Here is a 19,542-nt window from a genome sequence, read left to right as displayed (position 1 = left end):
GGGGTGGGCCTGCATACTCGCCGAATGAGCAAGCTCGCTACGCCCGCGGTCGTTGGAGTGTCGGCCGTCCTGGGTGCCGGACTGGCCCTCGGGGTCGGGGCCCTCGGCGTCGGAGGAGGCGGTGGCACGACGACCACCGTCCTTCGCCAGGCGCCGCTGGCGACCGCCGCCACCGAGCAGGGGACGACGAACGCACCGACCGCCCGCGAGATCTACGAACGCGACGCGCCGGGCGTGGTCCTGGTGCAGGCCCAGGTCAACCAGTCCAACTCCTCCGCCAGCCCGTTCGGGATGCCCCAGCAGCAGCAGGGTGAGTCGACGGGCTCCGGCTTCGTGATCGACGACGACGGCACGATCCTCACCAACGAGCACGTCGTCGACGGCGCGACCAAGGTCCGCGTCTCGTTCAGCAACAACAAGACGGCCGACGCCAAGATCGTCGGCCAGGACAAGAACACCGACGTGGCGGTCCTCAAGGTCGATCCGAAGGACCTGAACCTGCGGCCGCTCGAGCTGGGGTCCGCGAAGGACCTCCAGGTCGGCGACCCGGTCCTGGCGATCGGCAACCCGTACGGGCTCGACCGCACGCTCACGACCGGCGTGGTCTCGGCCAAGCAGCGCAAGCTGACGGCCCCCAACGGCTGGACGATCGACAACGTGATCCAGACCGACGCGTCGATCAACCCCGGCAACTCCGGCGGGCCGCTGCTCGACGGGGCCGGGCGGGTCGTCGGCATCAACAGCCAGATCGCGACCTCCGGCAGCGGCTCGACGGGCAGCGTCGGGATCGGCTTCGCCGTCCCGATCGACACCGTCAAGCAGATCCTCCCCGACCTGAAGAAGAACGGCCGGGCCAGCTTCGCCTACCTCGGGGTCTCCTCGATCGACGTCCCCGAGGCGGGGCAGCTGCCGGCTGAGCTGAAGGCGCCGAGCGAGGAGGGCGCCTGGGTCCAGACGGTCACGCCCGGTTCGCCGGCCGAGAAGGCCGGGATCGTCGGCGGGCGGGTCACGCTCAACTCGGCGGACGGGCCGATCCGGATCGGTGGCGACCTGATCACCAAGGTCGACGGGCAGGCCGTCACCAGCGCCGCCGACGTCAGCGCCCAGATCGCCAAGCACAAGGCCGGCGACAAGATCAAGGTCGAGGTGCTCCGCGGCAAGGACCGCAAGACCCTCGAGGTCACGCTCGGCAACCGCCCGGACAGCGCCCAGGCGGCCGACGGCCAGAGCGACCAGCAGCAGAGCGACCCCTTCCAGGCGCCGTAGGTCGGCGTCGCACCGAGGCCGGGCGACGGGAGGTCGCCCGCGCCCCGGTGCACGGGAGACGGCCCCGCGCGACCGCGGGCACCGACCGCGGTCCCGGGACCGCGCCGGACCGGCGAGCGGACCCGGACCCCGGCCCGCCCTGCGTCCTTCGGCGACGGGGCCTAGGATGGAGGACGTGGACGACCAGCAGGCCAGCCCCGATCTGACCGCCGACGAGCTGGTCACGGCGCCCGTCACGGCGGCCGCCGACGAGCCCGCGGGAGCACCCTCCGAGGAGACGCCGCCGGCCGCGGTCACGCCGCCGGATCGGCCCCGTCCGGTCGCCCAGGGCCGCCCGATCCGGGTGCCCACCGCGCCCGCGCCGGCCCCGCGCACCCGGGTCAAGATCTGCGGGATCACCAAGCTGCAGGACGCCGAGCAGGCCGCCGACGAGGGTGCCTGGGCGATCGGCCTGATCTTCTGGCGCGGCAGCAAGCGTCGTTGCCGCTACGAGCAGGCCCAGGCGATCGGCGCGACGCTCAAGCGCCGGGTCGAGATCTGCGGCGTGTTCGTCAACGCGACCCTCGACGAGATCGATCGGACGGTCGACGCCTGCGGGCTGACGATGGTCCAGCTGCACGGCGACGAGGGCCCGTCCTACTGCGCCGAGGTCAGCCGGCGGACCGGCGCGAAGGTGATCAAGGCGGCCCGGGTCCGGACGGCCCCGGACGTGATCGCGCTGCGTCCGTACCACACCGACTTCCACCTGCTCGACACCTTCGTCGAGGGCACCCCCGGTGGGACCGGGGCGACCTTCGACTGGTCGCTGGCGCGGGTCAAGCGCTCGGCCCCGGGCGACCGTCCGCCGCCGCTGATCCTGTCCGGCGGCCTCGACCCCGACAACGTCGCCGACGCGATCCTCGCGACCCGCCCGTGGGCCGTCGACGTGGCCAGCGGAACCGAGGCCTCCCCGGGGATCAAGGACCCGAAGCTGGTCTCGGCGTTCATCAAGAACGCCCACAAGGCCGAGCGCTACGTCGACAGCAACCCGGTCGTCCCGACGCCCGCGCCGGACGCCGCTCCGGCCCCGGACGGGCCGGCCGCCGACGGGTCGACGCCCGACGCCGACCCCCCGTCCTCCTCGTCCGACTCCACCCCGACACCCTCCAACCGCCCATGACGCCCACGCCCTCTCCCGAGGTCGGCCTCGAGCACCGCTACGGCCCCTACGGCGGCCGCTACGTGCCCGAGACGCTGATCCCCGCCCTCGATGAGCTCGAGGCGGCGTGGACGTTCCTGCGCACCGACCCGGCCTTCCAGGCGGAGCTCCAGCAGCTGTCGGCGGACTACTCCGGCCGACCGACGCCGCTCTACCTGGCCCGCCGGATCAGCGAGCAGGTCGGGCGCCAGGTCTACCTCAAGCGCGAGGACCTGCTGCACTCGGGCGCACACAAGATCAACAACGCGCTCGGCCAGTGCCTGATCGCCCGCTACATGGGCAAGAAGCGCGTGATCGCCGAGACCGGCGCCGGTCAGCACGGCGTCGCGACCGCGACCGCCGCGGCCCTGCTCAACCTCGACTGCACCGTCTACATGGGCACCGAGGACATGCGCCGCCAGCGGCCCAACGTCCAGCGGATGCGGCTGCTGGGCGCGACCGTCTCCCCGGTCGAGTCCGGCCGCCGGACGCTCAAGGAGGCGACCTCCGAGGCGATCCGCGCGTGGGTCGCCGAGGTCGGCGACACCCACTACGTGCTCGGCACGGCGGGCGGCCCGGCGCCGTACCCGGCGCTCGTTCGCGACCTCCAGCGGGTGATCGGCGACGAGGCCCGCCAGCAGATCCTCTCCGTGGCCGGGCGCCTGCCCGACCGCGCGGTCGCCTGCGTCGGCGGCGGCAGCAACGCGATCGGGCTCTTCGCCGGCTTCCTCGACGATCCGTCGGTGGCGCTGCTCGGGGTCGAGGCCGGGGGCCACGGGCTCGACAGCGGCCAGCACGGCGCGGTCCTGACCACCGGTCTGCCCGGCGGGATCCTGCACGGCGCGATGTCGCCGGTGATGCAGGACGAGAACGGCCAGATCCTCGAGGCGCACTCGGTCTCGGCCGGCCTCGACTATCCCGGCGTCGGTCCGCAGCACGCGTGGCTGCGGGACAGCGGCCGGGCGACCTACGTCGCGGTCGAGGACGACGACGCGGTCCGTGCCTTCCGCGAGCTCTCGCGGCTGGAGGGGATCATCCCCGCGCTGGAGAGCAGCCACGCGCTCCATCACGTGCTCCATGTCCCGGCGCCCGAGATCGAGATCGAGGTCGTCTGCCTCTCCGGCCGCGGCGACAAGGACCTGGCCCACGCGCTCGAGCAGCTCGAGCGGCTCGACGGCGACCAGGCCCTCGCCGTGACCCCGCGGCACCCGCGGGGCGGCGAGTCGCCGACGGCAGGACGTGAGACGGCTCCCGGCGCCGGAGTCGCCGCCGCGGACAAGCAGGAGGACCGATGAGCACCGAGTCGACGACGGAGAGCGGCGCCGCGCACCCGCTGCGCGGTGGCGTGGGGGAGGCACGGATCGCCAAGGCGTTCGCCGCACGAGCCGAGAACCCCGACCACCCCACCGCGCTGATGCCGTACCTGATGGGCGGCTACCCGAACGTCGAGACCTCGCTGCGGCTCGCGCAGGCCTACGTCGACGGCGGTGCCGATCTCGTCGAGCTGGGCGTCCCGTACAGCGACCCGCTCGCCGACGGCAACGTGATCCATGCGGCGGGCACCGCGGCGCTCGACGTCGGCGTGACCGTCGACGACGTGCTGCGGATCGGGGAGCGGCTGGCCGCCGACGTGCCGGTCGTGCTGATGGTCTACGCCAACCTCGTCCTGCGCCCGGGCTACGCGACCTTCGTCGGTCGCCTGCGCGACGCCGGGATCAGCGGCCTGATCGTCCCCGACCTCCCGATCGGCGAGGAGTCGGCCGAGGTCGTCGAGGCCTGCGACGCGGCCGGGGTCGCGTTCGTGCCGCTGATCGCGCCGACCACCTCCGACGCGCGCGCGGCCGAGGTCGCGGCCGAGGCCCGCGGCTTCCTCTACGCGGTCTCGGTCACCGGCACCACCGGCGAGCGGGCGACGCTGGCCGACAAGTTCTCCGAGGTCGTGACCCGGGCCAAGGCCCACGCGACGGTCCCGGTCGGGCTCGGGTTCGGGATCGCGACCGGCGAGCACGCGGCCCAGGCGGCCGCAGCCGGAGCCGACGGCGTGATCGTCGGCAGCCGCCTGGTGCGGGCCGCGGGCGAGCCGGATCCGGTCGCCGCGGTCGCCGCGGTGATGGCCGATCTGTCCGCCGGGCTGGGGCGTTAGGACCCCAGCCGGACCGGCCCGCGGTGTCGCGACCGCGGGCCGCCGACGTTCGCGGTAGATTTCCAGGCCGTATGGGCCTCATCTACTCGATCACCTTTGCCGTGCTGGTCTGGCTGGCGCTCTGGGCGCTGGGCTGGAAGTCGATCGACGCCACTCTCGTCGCCGCTGGCATCGTCCTCGTTGCCACGGCGATCACGCGCGTCCTGTCCTACCTGCCCGGTCGCGGCGGGCCCGGCTCCGCCTCCTGACCTTCGTGCCGCGTGCGGCCCGCCGCGTCGCCTGTGGCCTCGCGCTGACCGCGGTCGCCGCCGGGGCCGCCGGCTGCGGCGGTGACGCGACCGGCGAGCAGTCGTACGACACCAAGGTCGCCGTCTACCTCGGCGTGCCGTTGCGTGGCCCGTGGGGCCCGCGAGGGATCGCGATCGGTCGCGGGGCCGAGCTCGGCCTGGCCGACTCCGGGGGTGGCGCGGGCACGTTCAGCGTGCGCCTGACCGAGCGTGACGTCACCGACGACGACGGGGACGGCGTCAGCGCCAAGGGCGCAGCACGTGAGGCGGGCACCGCCCTCCGCGATCTCGGCACGATCGGCGTGATCGGCGGGCTCGATCCGACCAGCTCGCGCGAGCTGCTGCTGCTGGCCAACCAGACCGGGGCCGGCTACGTCTCCGCCAGCGGCGACCAGATCGACGCCTCGGCGGCCGATCTCGCCCCGCGCGGGCGGCGGATGTCGGTCGACCTGGCCGCACCGGACTCGGCGATCGCCGGGGCCCTGGCCGGCCGCGCCCGCGCCGCCGGCTGCCGCCGGACCGTGCTGGTCGACGTGCCCGACGCGGGTGTCGGGGCGCCGCACGACAGCACCGGCCTACGCCCGGCGAAGACGCTGCGTGCCGCGAGCTACGACAGCACCAAGCTCCAGCAGGACTTCGCTCGCGCGCTGGGCGACGGAACCGACTGCGTCGTGATCGAGGGCAATCCGTCCGGCGGCGACCCGGTCACGCTGCTGGGTCCGGTCGTCGACCGCCTGAAGGGCAAGACGCTGCTGCTGACCCGCGGCGCCGCCTCCCAGGCCGCGGCCGACCTGGCCCTGGCCCACGGCCTCCGCGCCGAGGCGATCGTGGACGACCCGGTTCCGGGCGCGTCCGCCGAGGGGCGTCGGATCGACGCCCTCTACCGCAAGGTCTACGGCACCCCGGCACCGATCGGAGCGATCCCCGGCTGGCGCGCGATCAAGCTCCAGGTGCGGGCGGTGGCGGACGCCGGAGCGGCCGGCAGTCGCCGCGATGCGGTCTCCAAGGCGCTGGTCGCGGCCCCGGTCCCCGGGCCGCCCGGCGTCGGCCGTCAGCGTCCCAACGGCTCGGTCACCAACACCTCGGTCAGCCTCGCGCGGCCCCAGGCCTACGGCTGGCGCGCCGTCCGGGCGCTCGACGGCCGCTGAGGCCACCCGACGCGGCCGAGGGGCCGTCGTCGTCCGACCACGCAGCCGGCACGTCGGCGGTGGTCGCTCGGGCGCGGGCTCCGGCCCACGGGTCGGGACCGCAGCGGGCGCTCAGCCGAGCAGGTCGGTGAGCGCGCCGTCCAGCTCGGGATGGGCGAACCCGTAGCCGAGCTGCTCGGCGCGGGCCGGGAGCATCCGTGAGCTGTCGAGGACGACCGCGGCCCGCTCGCCGAGCAGCAGCCGCAGCGCGAAGGCGGGGGCGGGCGCCAGCACCGGGCGGTGGATCGCGCGGCCGACCGCCTTCGAGAACTGCTTGTTCGTGACCGGGTTCGGGGCGGAGGCGTTGATCGGTCCGGCGTAGGCCGGGTCGTCGAGCGCGGCGAGCATCAGGCCGACCTCGTCGTCGACGTGGATCCAGGGGACGTACTGGCGGCCGTTGCCGAGCCAGCCGCCGAGTCCCAACCGGAACGGTCGCAGCATCACGGGCAGCGCACCGCCGTCGGCCGCGAGGACCATCCCGGTGCGGATCGTCGTCACCCGCAGGCCGTGCTTCTCGGCGGCGTGGGCCGCCGTCTCCCACCGTTGCGAGAGCGTGCCGAGGAAGTCGTCGGCCGGGGCCTGGTCCTCGGTGACCGGGCGATCGTCGGTGTCCCCGTAGTAGCCGGAGGCCGAGCCGCTGACCAGGGTCGAGGGCCGGTCGGTGGTCGACGCGAGTCCCCGGACGAGGTGGGCGGTGGTGTGGACCCGCGAGTCCTCGATCCGCTGCTTCGACGACGTCGTCCAGCGCTGGAAGACCGGCGACCCGGCCAGGTTGACGACGGCGTCGCGGCCGTCGAGCGCCGCGACCGGCGGCGGCCCGGAGGCGGGATCCCAGGCGAAGGCCTCGACCTCGCCGAGCTGCGCGCGGGCGTGCTCGGCGTTCCGCGAGAGCACGGTGACGCGGTCGCCTCGCTGCTGCAGGCGCTGGACCAGCCGCGATCCGACCAACCCGGTCGCTCCGGTGACGGTGACGTGCATCGACGGTCTCCTCCTGCTCGGGTACGGGACTGGGGCCAGCCTACGCCCCGACCCGGGCGACCGATCAGCGGGTTGGACCGTGGCCCGGCGAGCGGGGACGGTCGTGCTGCGTCTCCGTGCCCGTTCCCCGCCCGCGGTGGCGCGGGCGGGGAACGGGCAGCGGCCCTCGATGATCGATTCCGCGACGGCGCGGAATCGATCATCTAGGCCGAGGCGTCCGCCAGGGCGACGGCGGCGACCGCTGCGGCGACCGCGGGGGCGACGTCGCGGTCGAAGACCGACGGGATGATGTGGTCCTCGCGCAGGTCCTCGTCGGCGACGAGGTCGGCGATCGCGTGGGCCGCGGCGATCTTCATGCCCTCGGTGATCTGCTTGGCGCGGGCGTCGAAGGCGCCGCGGAAGATCCCCGGGAAGGCCAGCACGTTGTTGATCTGGTTCGGGTAGTCCGAACGGCCCGTGGCGATGATCCGTGCGTACGGGGCGGCCTCCTCGGGGGAGACCTCCGGGTTCGGGTTGGCCATCGCGAAGACCATCGCGTCCTTGTTCATCGCCGCCAGCTTCTCGGCGGGGAAGATCCGCGCGCCGGAGAGGCCGATGAAGAGGTCGCGACCGGCGAGGTGGTCGCCGGGGTGACCCGTCAGGTGCTCGGGGTTGGACATCTCGGCGTACCAGCGCTTGACGCTGTTCATCGAGCCGTCGACGTAGTCCGGCCGCTTGGTCGAGACGACGCCCTTCGAGTCGGCGCCGATCACGTTGGTGACGCCCGCCGACAGCAGGATCTTGGTGACCGCGATGCCGGCGGCGCCGAGGCCGGTGACCATCACCGACACGTCCTCGAGCTTGCGGCCCGTGATCTTGCAGGCGTTGATCAGCGCGGCGAGCGTGACGATCGCGGTGCCGTGCTGGTCGTCGTGGAAGACGGGGATGTCGAGCTCGGCCTTCAGTCGGTCCTCGATCTCGAAGCAGCGCGGCGCGGAGATGTCCTCGAGGTTGATCCCGCCGAAGGTCGGCGCGATCGCCTTGCAGATCGCGACGATCTCGTCGGGGTCCTTGGTGTTGAGCGCGATCGGGAAGGCGTCGACGTCGGCGAACTCCTTGAAGAGCACCGCCTTGCCCTCCATCACCGGCATCGAGGCCTCGGGCCCGATGTCCCCGAGCCCGAGCACGGCCGTGCCGTCGGTGACGACCGCGACGGTGTTCTTGCGGATCGTCAGGTCGTGCGAGAGCGAGACGTCCTCGGCGATCGCCTCGCAGACGCGGGCGACGCCCGGCGTGTAGGCCATCGCGAGGTCGTCGCGGGTCTTCAGCGGGTGCTTGGGGGTGACCTCGATCTTGCCGCCCTCGTGGACCTGGAAGGTCCGGTCGGTGACGGCGAGGACCTTGGCCCCGGCCCGCTGCGCGATCGCGGTCGTGATCGTGTCCCACACGTCCTGGTTGCCCGCAGAGACGGTGATGTCGCGCACGAGCGTGTCGCCCGATACCGATACCAGCGCTACGTCCCCGATCACGCCGCCGGCGTGGCCGATGGCCGAGGCGACCTCGCCGAGCGCGCCCGGCTTGTGGTCGATCTCGACGCGAATGACGATCGAGTACTGCGCTGACGGTGTGCCGTTCACGAGGCGGAACCGTACTACCACAACCCCTGCTCGAACGGCGCGACCTTGTATGCAAGTAGACAATCAATGAGGGGCTGGAGTTGGCGGTGGACAGCCATTGACTCCGAACGCGCCAAGCGCCGCGCGGATGGCGTCGAGGCGCGCGCCCCGGAGGCCGCGATCGCCGTTTGGAAACGGCTTTGACGGGTCGTCGTGGGTGCTGCCGGTCGCTCGCTCGCCCAAACGACCGGCAGGGCGACGACGGTCGCGGGACGGCCGGCGGCCGGCGCTCCCGGACCGCTCGCTCGGCGTCCGTCGGCCACCGAGCGGGACCACGCGGCCGGCGATTCCCGGCGCGGCCGGCCGGCGAGGGCCGACGCCGGCCGGCGGGCTATCGTGGCCTCGTGGCCGACCGTGCTCCCGACCTCCTCCTGATCGACGGCAACTCGCTGGCGTACCGCGCCTTCTTCGCGCTGCCGGAGTCGATCGCGACCTCGACCGGGGAGCCGACCAACGCGATCTTCGGCTTCGCTTCGATGCTCGTGAAGCTGGTCGAGACCCTCGGGCACGTGCCGACCGCCGTCGCCTGGGACGCCGGGCTCTCCGGTCGCGGCGAGCTGTACCCGGCCTACAAGGCCCAGCGGGAGAAGAAGCCCGACCTGTTGCGCGCCCAGTGGCCGCAGCTCGCCCCGATCACGGCCAGCTTCGGCTACGCCAACGTCTCGGTGCCCGGCTGCGAGGCCGACGACGTGATCGGCACGCTCGCCCGCAAGGCCCGCGAGAAGGGCCTGCGAACGGTGATCGTGACCGGCGACCGCGACATCTTCCAGCTGATCGATCCGGAGGGCCTGGTCGGCGTGATGGCGACCGGTCGCGGGATCACCGAGACCAAGACCTACGACTACCAGGCGGTCGTCGACCGCTACGGCCTGCCGCCGGAGCTGATCCCCGACTTCTACGGGCTCAAGGGCGACACCTCGGACAACATCCCCGGCGTCCCCGGGATCGGCGACAAGACCGGCGCCCAGCTGCTCCAGCAGTTCGGCGACCTCGAAGGCGTCCTGTCCTCGATCGACCAGGTCTCCGGCGCCAAGCGCAAGGAGAACCTGACCAACCACGCGGAGAACGCCCGGATCTCGCGCGAGCTGGCGCGGATCCAGACCGACCTCGACATCGAGCTCGACCTCGACGCGCTGCTCGCCACCAAGCCGGACCCGCAGGCGCTGCGCGAGTCGTTCATGCGCTTCGAGCTGCGGGACCCGTGGCGGCGGCTGGAGCCGCTGCTGGAGACCGACGGCCGCGCGACGGCCGAGTCGGTCGGCAACGGCAGCGCGCCGGTCGAGGTCCCGGTGCGGGAGGTCGGCCTCGGTGAGCTGGCCGCGGCGCTCGCTGCCGCCGACGGCGAGGGCGTCGACGCCAGTCCCGAGCCGGCCGCCGCCTCGATCGAGGACGCGATCTCGGCCGAGCAGGGGACGGCCTCCGACGCCGACTCGCGGCTCCCGGTCGCGCTCGCGGTCGTCGAGCCGGCCGAGCTGGTCCAGCAGGAGTCGGGGCAGCTGTTCGATCCCGACGCCGAGGCGAGCGAGGGCGGCGACGCGGACGGGGCGGACGCCGTCGAGCGGCCGCCGCTGCGGTTCGCCGTCGCCCGGCTCGACGCCGAGTCGCAGCCGATCGAGGTGCTGGTCGGGGGTTGCGACAGCTCGAGCGAGGTGCTCGTCGCGCTCGGCGGCCGGCCGTTGGTCAGCCACGACGTCAAGGCGCTCGCGACCGGCGGCGCCCCGCCGACCCGGCTGCGGCCCGACGTGCCGCTGCGCCCACTCCACGACACGCTGCTGGCCGCCTACCTGCTCGAGCCGCAGCGTCGGGCCTACCCACTCGACGAGCTGACCGACGAGGCCGGGATCACGGTCACGGTCGAGGATCCCGCCGGGGCGGTCGCGGCCCGGATCGCGCTGCTCGCCGTCCACCAGCGCGGCGTGCTGGAGGGCGCGGGGCTGACCGACCTGCTGCAGGAGGTCGAGCTGCCGCTGGTCGACGTCCTGCGCGAGATGGAGCGCGAGGGCGTGCGGCTCTCGGTGCCGCGCCTGAACGAGGTCGGCGGCGAGGTCCGCTCCGAGATCGCGACCCTCGAGCAGGAGATCCACGCCGACGCCGGGCGCGCGTTCACGATCGGCTCGCCGAAGCAGCTGGGGGAGGTCCTCTTCGAGGAGCTCGGCCTGACCAAGAAGCGCAAGGGCAAGACCGGCTACTCGACCGACGCCCGGGTCCTCCAGCAGATCCGCGACGAGCACCCGATCGTGCCGCGGATCGAGCGTTGGCGCGAGCTCTCGACGCTGACCAAGACCTACCTCGACGTGCTCCCGAAGCTGGCCGAGAAGGACCCCGAGAGCCGGATCCACACGACCTTCCAGCAGACCGTCGCCCAGACCGGGCGGCTCTCGTCGACCGATCCGAACCTCCAGAACGTGCCGGTCCGGACCCCGCTCGGACGCCGGATCCGCGGCTGCTTCGAGGCCGCCGACGAGCTCGTCCTGCTCTCCTGCGACTACAGCCAGGTCGAGCTGCGGATCCTCGCCTACTACGCGGAGGAGGAGACCCTCCGCAAGGCCTTCCGCGAGGACCGCGACGTCCACACCGCGACGGCGATGTCGGTCTTCGGGGTCGGTGAGGACGAGCTCGATCCCGGGCAGCGCTCGAAGGCCAAGATGGTCAACTACGGGATCGCCTACGGCCTGACCGACTACGGCCTCGCCGAGCGGCTCGACATCCCGCGCGAGGAGGCGAAGGAGATGATCGAGGCCTACTTCGCCGAGTTCACCGGGGTCAAGGCGTTCATCGACCGCACGATCGAGGAGGCCAAGGAGGCCGGCCAGGTCCGCACGATGTTCGGCCGCCGCCGCCTGATCCCCGAGCTGAAGGCCCGCAACCCGCAGATGCGCGCGCTCGGCGAGCGCTACGCGGTCAACACGATCATCCAGGGCACGGCCGCCGACATCATGAAGCTGGCGATGATCGGCGTCCGCAAGGCGCTCGACGAGGCCGGAGTCCGTTCCCGCGCCGTGCTCACGATCCACGATGAACTGCTGATCGAGGGCCCGGAGTCGGAGATGGCCACGGTCAAGCCGATGGTCGAGCAGGCGATGGTCGCCCCGTGGGTCCACGACCCGCCGCTGCGGGTCGAGGGCGGCATCGGCCGGACCTGGATCGACGCGAAGTAGGGGGAGGGGGACGGGCAGTCCGTCCCCCGCTCGATGGGTCGATCGGCGGAGGCGACGCACGGCGGTCGCTCCGGCACGACGGCACGTAGCAGGTAGGGACCGCCGCCGCTCGTCAAACGTTCGTCTGGGTTTTGGACGGGTGTTCAGCGAAGTGCACGCGTACCGACTAGGTTCGGCGGGCGTCGGGCGTGCGGCGCGCGCTGTGTCCCGTGTGTCGTGTGTGGAGGAAGCGCCTGTGCGTCGTACCCCTGTCCTGGCTGTCTCGATGGCTGCTGCCGTCATATCGGTCGGAAGCGTCGTCGCCACGGCGGCCGGACCGTCGCCCGAGTCGGCGGCGAGCCTGAGCCCGTCCGCCCTGTCGTTGCCTTCGCTGCTCGGCCCGAACGGCGACCGACCAACGAGGAGCTCGGAACGGGTCCTGCGGGCGTCGGCACGCGCCCACGGCGGACGTCGATCGGTCGCCGAGGTCCGGCGCCTGGTGCGGGGCCTCGCCCCCTCGCTGGCCGGCGTCGGCTCGATCGTGCCGGAGCCGTCGACGGTGGAACGCATCCTCGGGCCGACCGCGGTGCAGCTGAAGCAGGTCGACGGGAAGCCCGGCGGGGCGCTGGTCTCCAGCATGCCGATCGCGGTAGAGGTCCCGGCCGTCGACGGTGCCGAAGGCGCGGGAGCGCCGACGCCGGCGGCCGACGCGAACGGGACGGCACCACGCACGTGGGAGCTGGCTGACCTGGGATTGCGAGCGTCGGACGGGCGGTTGGCGGTCGAGCGCGCTCCGGTCGAGATCTCGCTGCCGGAGACGGCGGCCGGATCGATCCGGGTCGGCGACCTGCGGATGCGGTTGGCGCCGGCGGGGAGCACGGCCGCCGGAACGGTCGTTGGCGAGTCGGTGACCTACCCGGGAGTCGCGGCCGATACGGATCTGGTGGTCCGGTCGCTGCCGATCGGGGTCGACGTCGGCTGGCTGCTGCGAAGCCCGGTGGCGTCGAAGACGTTGCGGGTGCCGTTGGACCTGGCCGGGGGCCGTTCGGCGGTGACCGTCGACGAGACCGGTGCGGCAACGGTCCGCGACGGGGCTGGGAGCACGGTCGCAACCGTCTCGGCGACGAAGGCGATCGACGCCGGCGGTCAGCCGGTGCCGGTGAAGGTGACCGCTGACGCCGACGGGCTGGTGATCGCGGTCGACCACCAGGCGGGCGTGACCCAGTACCCGGTGATCGTCGATCCGGTCTTCGCAACCGATTGGGACCAGGCTTCGACCGACTTCGCGGGCTGGCGGGAGGCGAAGAGCGCGGTAGCGGCTCCGTTCTCGTTCCAGAAGCTGCCGACGCCGGGCCCGACGTTGTTCTCGGGCATCACCGTCTTCGCCGACCGGCAGGTCTCGCCGGCCGGGACCTGGGGTGCCTGGGCGCGTCCTGCGCCCGGAGACCAGAGCGTCGGGACGCTGGCGGCTTCCGGGCGCCGGGTCTCGTCGGAGCATGCGTACTGGACCAGCATGTCGGTGACGGGGGCGGACTACTTCTCCAGCCACGTGCTGAACCAGACGCCGCCGACGGGCCGGTTCGCGTTCGCGTCTCCGCAGGGCTGGGGCGACTGGTCGAGCCTCCCGCAGGAGTACGACCGGGTCGTGAAGCCGAGCGGTCCGGTCGAGAACGCCAAGCCGGGCCCGTGGACGTTCACCAGCGAGCAGATCGGCACCAGCGGCACGCTGCGGGCCAAGACCAACGTGCCGGGCAACGTCTTCGTCTCGGGGTTGCTGTCGAGCGGTGACGCCGCGCCGGCGACGAAGCCGGCGAGCGATCCGACGACGACCGTCTCGTCGTTGAACATCGGGGCGATCCAGCTGACGGCGATGGACAGCACCTATCCGACCATTGAGGTCCCGACGCCCGCCGACGAAGAGTGGGTGAACGAGAACGACGCCGTGCAGGCGCGGGTGACCGACCGCGGGACCGGGGTGGCGTCGATTCAGCTGCGCGACACCAACGGCACGCAACTGTACCCGGGCGAAGGAGCGGGTGAGGGCGCCTTGGCGGGGCCGTCGTGCCCGGCGTCCGGCGACGTGCTGTGCCGGTTCGAGGCGGGGCAGATGTTCCCCGTGAGCAGCCTCAGCGAGGGGCGCCGGATGTACACGGTGCTGGCCCAGGACGGCGGCGGGCGCACGGCGTCGAAGGCGCTGGTCTTCGGGATCGACATGTCGGACCCGGAGGTCCTGCTGTCGGGTGACCTCTACGACCAGCGCACCAGCGAGATCCCGGCGGGCACGCTCCGGTCGCTGACCGTCGACGCGACCGACGGCGATCCCGAGAACACCCGGATGGTGAACCGCCGCTCCGGCGTCGGGCGGATCGAGATCTACGTCGATGACGAGCTGGTCAAGGAGGAGGAGCAGACCGACTCCTTCGCCAACGCGCCGCTGTCGACGACCTGGACCCCGGACGCCGACACCTTCGCCGCGGGCGACTACACGGTGCGCGTGGTGACGGCCGACCGTGCCGGGCACGAGGACGAGCAGCAGTTCGTGGTGCACGCGCCCTGCTGCACCGTCCCGCTCGGAGAAGCCACCGTCGTCGACGGCGGTCGCCTCTACCGGCTTGGCGACGTCGATGGTGATCAGAAGAGCGATGTGGTGCTGGTGGCCCCGGCGTCCGGGGCGATTGGGGTACGTACGGGCAAGGGCGACGGGACGTTCGATCCCGAGGTCCCGTGGGGTACCTTCGGCGCGGCGGTCGGGCAGATCGCGGTGGGCGACCTCGACGGTGATCGTCGCGATGATGTCGTCGCGCAGACCACGGCCGGTGGGCTGCTCACGCGCCTCTCGACCGACACGGGGTCGGTCGCGCCGCCGGAGGCCGGGTCAGGCGCCCTCGAGACCTCCTGGCCGCTGGGGCGTTCACTCGAGGTCGCGAACGTCAACGGGGACGAGTCCGACGACGTCTGGGGTGTCGACGCTTCCGGCGGCCAGCTGTGGTTGGCCTCCGGCACGGACGTTGGCCCGTTGCCGGCCGAGGCGCAGATCGCGATCCCGACGACCCGAAAGGTGTCGATGGCCGATCTCGACGGCGACGGCGCGGACGACTTGGTGACCTACGAGCCGAGTGACGGCACCGTGCGGTTCCGGACCTATGAGACGGACGGATTCAGCGCGACCTCGACGTGGGGAACGGGACCGACCGGTGGCGACGTGACGGCCGGTGACGTCAACGCGGACGGGCTCGACGACGTGCTGTTCCGGCTCCCGGGAGGTACGGTGCCGGACGGCATCGTCGTCCGTCAAAGTTCTGCTTCTGGAGGGTTCATCGCTGGCCAGCGGGCGCTCGGCACCCTCGCTTCGTCGTACGACCTGGCCGCCCGCGACATCAACGCTGACGGACGTGCGGACGTTGTCGGCACGCGCCTTGACCCTGCCGGGCTGGTGATTCGCTCGGTCGGTTCGGTCATCCCGGATCCGGAGGAGGCCGACCCGCGTCCGATCGATCCTGACGGGACGGCCGGAGCGCTGGAGCGGCGGCTGCCGTCGAAGCCGGTCGCGATGGCTCAGGCTGACACCGAGTTGTTGTGGCGTCAGAACATCGGGTTCAGCGACGGGGAAGCCCGCTCCTCGTTCGACAATCCAGCGCTGGCCGCTGCGGCGCGGACGCGTGTCCGTCAGCAGCTCGACCAGCTCCGGTACCTCGGCATCACGCGTCTGCGGGTGTTCGTCTGGTGGGGCATGGTCGATCGGTTGGCTCCAGGAACGACCCCGGCCGTCGTGCCCGACGAGCCGCACTTCGGGCAGGTCGCAGGGATGGACGGGCTCGCCCCGTACACCTCGGACGATGCGTTCGCGGACGTATCGCTGGCGACGCCGCTGCGCGTCAAGAACCGTTGGGCGTGGTACGTCTGGGACGAGCTGATCAAGCAGGCATCGGATGCGGGCTTGAAGGTCCACCTGACGCTGTCCGGGGGAAACCGGGCAACGACGACGGAGTGCTCGCGTTACATGCCCGACGCGATGTTCAACCTGAGTCCCCGCGGTTGTCGTGGATCGGGCGTGGCCCCTCCGGGCCTGCCGGTGCCGGCACCTGACGCGGACGTCTACCGGCCGACCGGGCGCGACCCGAATCCGACCGCCTTCGGGCATTTCGTTGCCGAAGCCGTGAAGCACTTCCGCTCGATCCCGGGTGGCGAGAGCGTCGAGTCGATCGGCCTGTGGAACGAGCCGAACCTCCAGCCGGGGAAGGGAATATCGCCGGGTGGGTTCCTGACCGTTGCCAACGACAGCGGCTTGCGGATCAAGCCGACCAAGGACAAGGAGTACTACACCGATTCCGCCGGGAAGGCCATGCCGAACCAGAACCGCAGTACTGCGGCGCTGTACGGCAAGCTCTACGCCGCCGGCTACCAGGGACTTCGGCAGGCGGGCGCGGCGAGCGTGGTCACGGCGGCGTTCGGGGAACTCTCGTCGGGACGGTCGTATTACCACAGGGTGGCGGGCGACGGCACCGGCAAGGAAGGTCAGATCACGCCGTCGACGTGGACGGACAAGGCGCTGGCGTCCGCCAAGACGGAGTGGGCGGTGCGCGACCTGCCAGGCAAGGTGCCGATCGTTCCCCGGTTCGCAGTGCACCCCTACCAGCACAGCCACGAGCCGTGGGTGAAGGACAGCAAGTACACGTTCGGCGTCGCCGGCCTTTCCCGTTCGGTCAACTCGTCGACGGGGCGAGGCGTCAAGCGGACGTTGAACGACGCGGCAAGCGCGGGCAGCATCTCGACCACCAGTCGCGAGAGCGGGGGTAGTGTTCCCCAGATCTGGGCGACTGAGTTCGGGTACTGGAACGCGGCCCCATCGCCGAAGCAGGATGGGAGGGCGCACACGGAGAACGAGCGCCGGAAATGGTTGCGCTACACGGGCAGCGGCAAACCCGGTGAAGGGGGCGCATTGCAGAGGCTCTACAAGGACGGGGGGGTCGGTCGGGTGAACTTCTACGGTGCGTTCGAGCAGGTCCCGAAGGCGCTCAACGCGCCGACCGAGGACTACGGGTACATCGGCAGCGCGCCGCAGGAGGCGTTCCCGCCGCGCGACTTCGTGTATCCGCTGAGCGAGCTGGGCAATCTGCAAGGCAGCCGGCCATACCAGAAGCAGGGCAGCAAGATCACGGCTGCTCCGGCGCGGCGCCAGGTCGCGTGTCTGCTCCGTGGATTCTTCGCGAGCGAGGGCGTAGCGATGCCCAAGTCGCAGTACGAGCCGGTGACGGCCCCCGATCCCAACAGGGTGAAGCGCTGCTCGTGATGCGGCTCGAACGGCAGGTGGGGGCGCTGGTGGCGGCGCTGCTCCTCGGGGCAGTGCTAGCGGCCAGCGCGACGGCATCGTCCGCTGTCCGGGGAACGGCACTCGCGATGCCGCCTTCGCAGGCCGTGCCGCCGGTCGTCTCCGGCGGCCGGATCTGGTGGGCGGAGCAGCCGAGTTCTCCGGATCTGCAGCTGGTTCTACATTCGCGCCCGCTGCGTTCCAGCGGCCCCGACGCGTCGGTGTCGCTCGCGGTGCCGCCGATCGTGTCGCCCTCGATCGAAGGCGGCCCGTCGGTGACTTCGCTGGCCGTCGCGGGTCGAATGGCGTTCGTCGTCGTGAATCAGCGGGTCGACGATGCCCAGGGGTATCGGATGGTGAGCCAGCTCTTCACCTTCGAGGTGGCTACCGGGCGGATGCTCCGCGCCGGTCCGCTGGACGACAGCGAAGACGTCCGTCGGCTCAACCCGGGTGCCTTGCTCGTCACCTACGTTCGCTCTCCGGGGAGTCGGTTCGTCATGGGCCGTCTCACTGACCCGCTGACCGGAGCATCCTTCCCGGGGACCTATCGGACCAGTCCCGGCCTGGCCCAGTTCGCCGGCCCGTACACGGTCTCCACGGAGTACGACGAGCGAACGTCCGAGCTCATCCGGGCGACCGTCACCGACTACCGGACCGGGTCGATCCGGTACCGCGTCTCAGGGACCCGTCTGCGGCAGTTGGCCGGTGGCAACGCGGTCGCCGTACGCGTGGGGACGTTGCAGCCGGATGGCTCGCTGGGCATCATCGCCGAACGTGCCGACGGGGCCGGGCCGCTGCAGAACGGCGCGTCTGCGGTCTACGTTGATGCGCGCGGGCGGGTGCATCGCGCGTCTCGGCGGTTGCAGTCAGCACAGACGGTCGTGACGCTGCCGGCTGGGGATCGGGTCGTGGTCGCCAGTGATGGCGGGGCCATCGGCCGCGGGGCGACCCGTCGCAGGCTGTGCATGGGGACTTGGATCGTCAACAGCGACGGCTCGCGCGGAACGTCGTTGGCGACCGAACGCGGCGCGGGACGGCTGCGGGTGGCCGGCGCCGCTTCGTTCTGGGACGGGCGGACCGGGATCTGGCTGTACAAGACGCACGGCCGTGACGCGGAGCGGCGCTACGTGGTGCGGCAACTCGGCGGGGTTGCCTTGGGACGAGCCGGCCGGCCCTCGTGTGAACGGGGCCTGCGGGATCCGGTACGTGCCGCGCCGTTCTCGCTCGCCGAGCTGGAGCCAGGCCTGTAGCGGTGCGGGCGGGCCGGACCGCACGACCTCGACTTCGGGCAACCTAATACCGTCCCGGGTGGGCTCGTTGCCGCGGTGATCGAGATCGCCTCCGCCGACGAGCCGCTGCCGGCGGCCGCCGACAGGCCGCCGGCCCGCCCTCCGATCCCCCAGGAGACCCCGATGCCCCCGACGCTCAGTCCCGCCGCCATCCGCGCCCGTGACCGCCCGGCCCCGTTGGTGGTCGGGGTCGGCGAGGTGGTCGAGGTCGAGGACCTGACCCCGGGCATGGTCCGGATCGTCCTCGCGGGGCCGGCGCTCGCCGACTTCCCCGACGAGGAGCCGGGGGAGATCATCACCCTGATCCTGCCCGACGAGGCGAGCGGCGAGGTCCTCCTGCCCGTCGACGGCTGGCGGTTCGGGCCCGACGTGGAGGCACCGCACTGGCGGAACTACACCGTCCGAGTGTTCGATCGCTCCGGCCCGACGATGACCGTCGACCTGGTCCGCCACGGTGACCACGGGCGCTTCTCGGCCTGGGCCGAGCGGGTCGAGGTCGGCCAGCGGCTCGGCTTCGCCGGGCCGCGGATCCACTTCTTCTCCGAGCCCGACGCCGACTGGACGCTGCTGGCGGGCGACGAGACCGCGCTGCCGTCGATCGCGGCGACCCTCGAGCAGCTGCCGTCCGGCCACCCGACGTTCGTCTTCGTCGAGATCGCCGACGCCGCCGAGCAGCAGGAGCTCCGGACCGAGGCCGACGTGCTGATCCAGTGGGTCCACCGCGACGGCGACCCGGCCGGACGCAGCCGCCGGCTCGAGGACGCGGTGCGGGCCGCGGCGCTGCCCGGCGGGCGGGGCAAGGTCTGGGTCGCGGGGGAGTCGCTGGCCGTCCGCGGCATCCGCGAGCACCTCCGCGACGAGCGCGGCCTGGAGATCGGCCGTCAGCAGGCGATCGGCTACTGGAAGCACCGCGAGACCCCGGCGGACGTCGACTGAGGGGCGCTCCGGGGGCGAGGGCTCGGCGGGGTGGTGGTGTCCGTCGGGGGTCGCGGCCTGGCCCATGGCGGCGAGAGCCGGAGGCTGGTGCGGGTGCCGACGACCCGCTGAAGCCCGAGTCCCGCAGTCGGTGTTAGGGTGCCCAATGTCGCGGGGTCGGGTATTCGCCCGGCCGCCGC

At 72.3% G+C, this 19,542-nt stretch carries 12 protein-coding genes; 10 read left to right on the top strand and 2 right to left on the bottom strand.

Annotated features, from left to right (window positions below; translation table 11 throughout):
- Positions 1–24 precede the first annotated feature (24 nt).
- The 6 genes from ACVUH9_RS02260 to ACVUH9_RS02235 all read left to right on the top strand — a co-directional run bounded on the left by ACVUH9_RS02260 (position 25) and on the right by ACVUH9_RS02235 (position 6,021).
- Positions 25–1,266, top strand: a complete 1,242-nt coding sequence (locus ACVUH9_RS02260) for a S1C family serine protease (RefSeq protein WP_475753522.1) — start codon at positions 25–27, stop codon at positions 1,264–1,266.
- A 175-nt stretch (positions 1,267–1,441) separates the two neighbouring features.
- A complete protein-coding gene (locus ACVUH9_RS02255; RefSeq protein ID WP_475753520.1) occupies positions 1,442–2,425 on the top strand; it encodes a phosphoribosylanthranilate isomerase in 984 nt (327 codons plus the stop codon).
- Complete coding sequence (gene trpB, locus ACVUH9_RS02250; protein WP_475753518.1) at positions 2,422–3,738, top strand: tryptophan synthase subunit beta; 1,317 nt, start codon at positions 2,422–2,424, stop codon at positions 3,736–3,738. The genes ACVUH9_RS02255 and trpB overlap by 4 nt, the downstream gene beginning before the upstream one ends.
- A complete protein-coding gene (gene trpA / locus ACVUH9_RS02245; protein ID WP_475753516.1) occupies positions 3,735–4,586 on the top strand; it encodes a tryptophan synthase subunit alpha in 852 nt (283 codons plus the stop codon). The genes trpB and trpA overlap by 4 nt, the downstream gene beginning before the upstream one ends.
- 71 nt (positions 4,587–4,657) lie before the next feature.
- On the top strand, positions 4,658–4,834 hold the full coding sequence (locus tag ACVUH9_RS02240) for a hypothetical protein (protein WP_475753514.1): 177 nt from the start codon (positions 4,658–4,660) through the stop codon (positions 4,832–4,834).
- Positions 4,835–4,839: 5 nt separating this feature from the next.
- Positions 4,840–6,021, top strand: a complete 1,182-nt coding sequence (locus ACVUH9_RS02235; RefSeq protein WP_475753512.1) for a hypothetical protein — start codon at positions 4,840–4,842, stop codon at positions 6,019–6,021.
- Positions 6,022–6,132: 111 nt separating this feature from the next.
- On the opposite strand, the gene ACVUH9_RS02230 is transcribed toward ACVUH9_RS02235, so the two are convergent.
- Positions 6,133–7,038 (bottom strand): TIGR01777 family oxidoreductase, encoded by a 906-nt coding sequence (locus ACVUH9_RS02230; RefSeq protein WP_475753510.1) that lies wholly within the window; start codon positions 7,036–7,038, stop codon positions 6,133–6,135.
- A gap of 203 nt (positions 7,039–7,241) precedes the next feature.
- Positions 7,242–8,654, bottom strand: coding sequence for an NAD-dependent malic enzyme (locus tag ACVUH9_RS02225; RefSeq protein WP_475753508.1), 1,413 nt, complete (start codon positions 8,652–8,654; stop codon positions 7,242–7,244).
- 383 nt (positions 8,655–9,037) lie between these two features.
- Here ACVUH9_RS02225 and polA point away from each other — a divergent pair, with 383 nt between their 5' ends.
- The 4 genes from polA to ACVUH9_RS02205 all read left to right on the top strand — a co-directional run bounded on the left by polA (position 9,038) and on the right by ACVUH9_RS02205 (position 19,363).
- Complete coding sequence (gene polA / locus ACVUH9_RS02220; RefSeq protein WP_475753506.1) at positions 9,038–11,851, top strand: DNA polymerase I; 2,814 nt, start codon at positions 9,038–9,040, stop codon at positions 11,849–11,851.
- Positions 11,852–13,061: 1,210 nt separating this feature from the next.
- Positions 13,062–17,120, top strand: coding sequence for an FG-GAP-like repeat-containing protein (locus ACVUH9_RS02215; protein ID WP_475753505.1), 4,059 nt, complete (start codon positions 13,062–13,064; stop codon positions 17,118–17,120).
- A complete protein-coding gene (locus tag ACVUH9_RS02210) occupies positions 17,117–18,388 on the top strand; it encodes a hypothetical protein (protein WP_475753503.1) in 1,272 nt (423 codons plus the stop codon). Before ACVUH9_RS02215 ends, ACVUH9_RS02210 begins: the two co-directional genes overlap by 4 nt.
- Before the next feature lie 162 nt (positions 18,389–18,550).
- Positions 18,551–19,363, top strand: coding sequence for a siderophore-interacting protein (locus ACVUH9_RS02205; protein WP_475753501.1), 813 nt, complete (start codon positions 18,551–18,553; stop codon positions 19,361–19,363).
- The last annotated feature ends 179 nt before the right edge of the window (positions 19,364–19,542 follow it).

The organism is Patulibacter ginsengiterrae (assembly GCF_056269115.1).
The sequence above is the reverse complement of the archived record's forward strand: the minus strand, read 5'-3'. Positions and strand labels throughout refer to the sequence as shown.

Excerpts from the sequence above, each read along its gene's own strand:
- ACVUH9_RS02260 (WP_475753522.1), top strand. The coding sequence starts at position 25 with ATGAGCAAGCTCGCTACGCCCGCGGTCGTTGGAGTGTCGGCCGTCCTG.
- trpB (WP_475753518.1), top strand. The coding sequence starts at position 2,422 with ATGACGCCCACGCCCTCTCCCGAGGTCGGCCTCGAGCACCGCTACGGC.
- trpA (WP_475753516.1), top strand. The coding sequence starts at position 3,735 with ATGAGCACCGAGTCGACGACGGAGAGCGGCGCCGCGCACCCGCTGCGC.
- ACVUH9_RS02240 (WP_475753514.1), top strand. The coding sequence starts at position 4,658 with ATGGGCCTCATCTACTCGATCACCTTTGCCGTGCTGGTCTGGCTGGCG.
- ACVUH9_RS02230 (WP_475753510.1), bottom strand. The coding sequence starts at position 7,038 with ATGCACGTCACCGTCACCGGAGCGACCGGGTTGGTCGGATCGCGGCTG.
- ACVUH9_RS02205 (WP_475753501.1), top strand. The coding sequence starts at position 18,551 with ATGCCCCCGACGCTCAGTCCCGCCGCCATCCGCGCCCGTGACCGCCCG.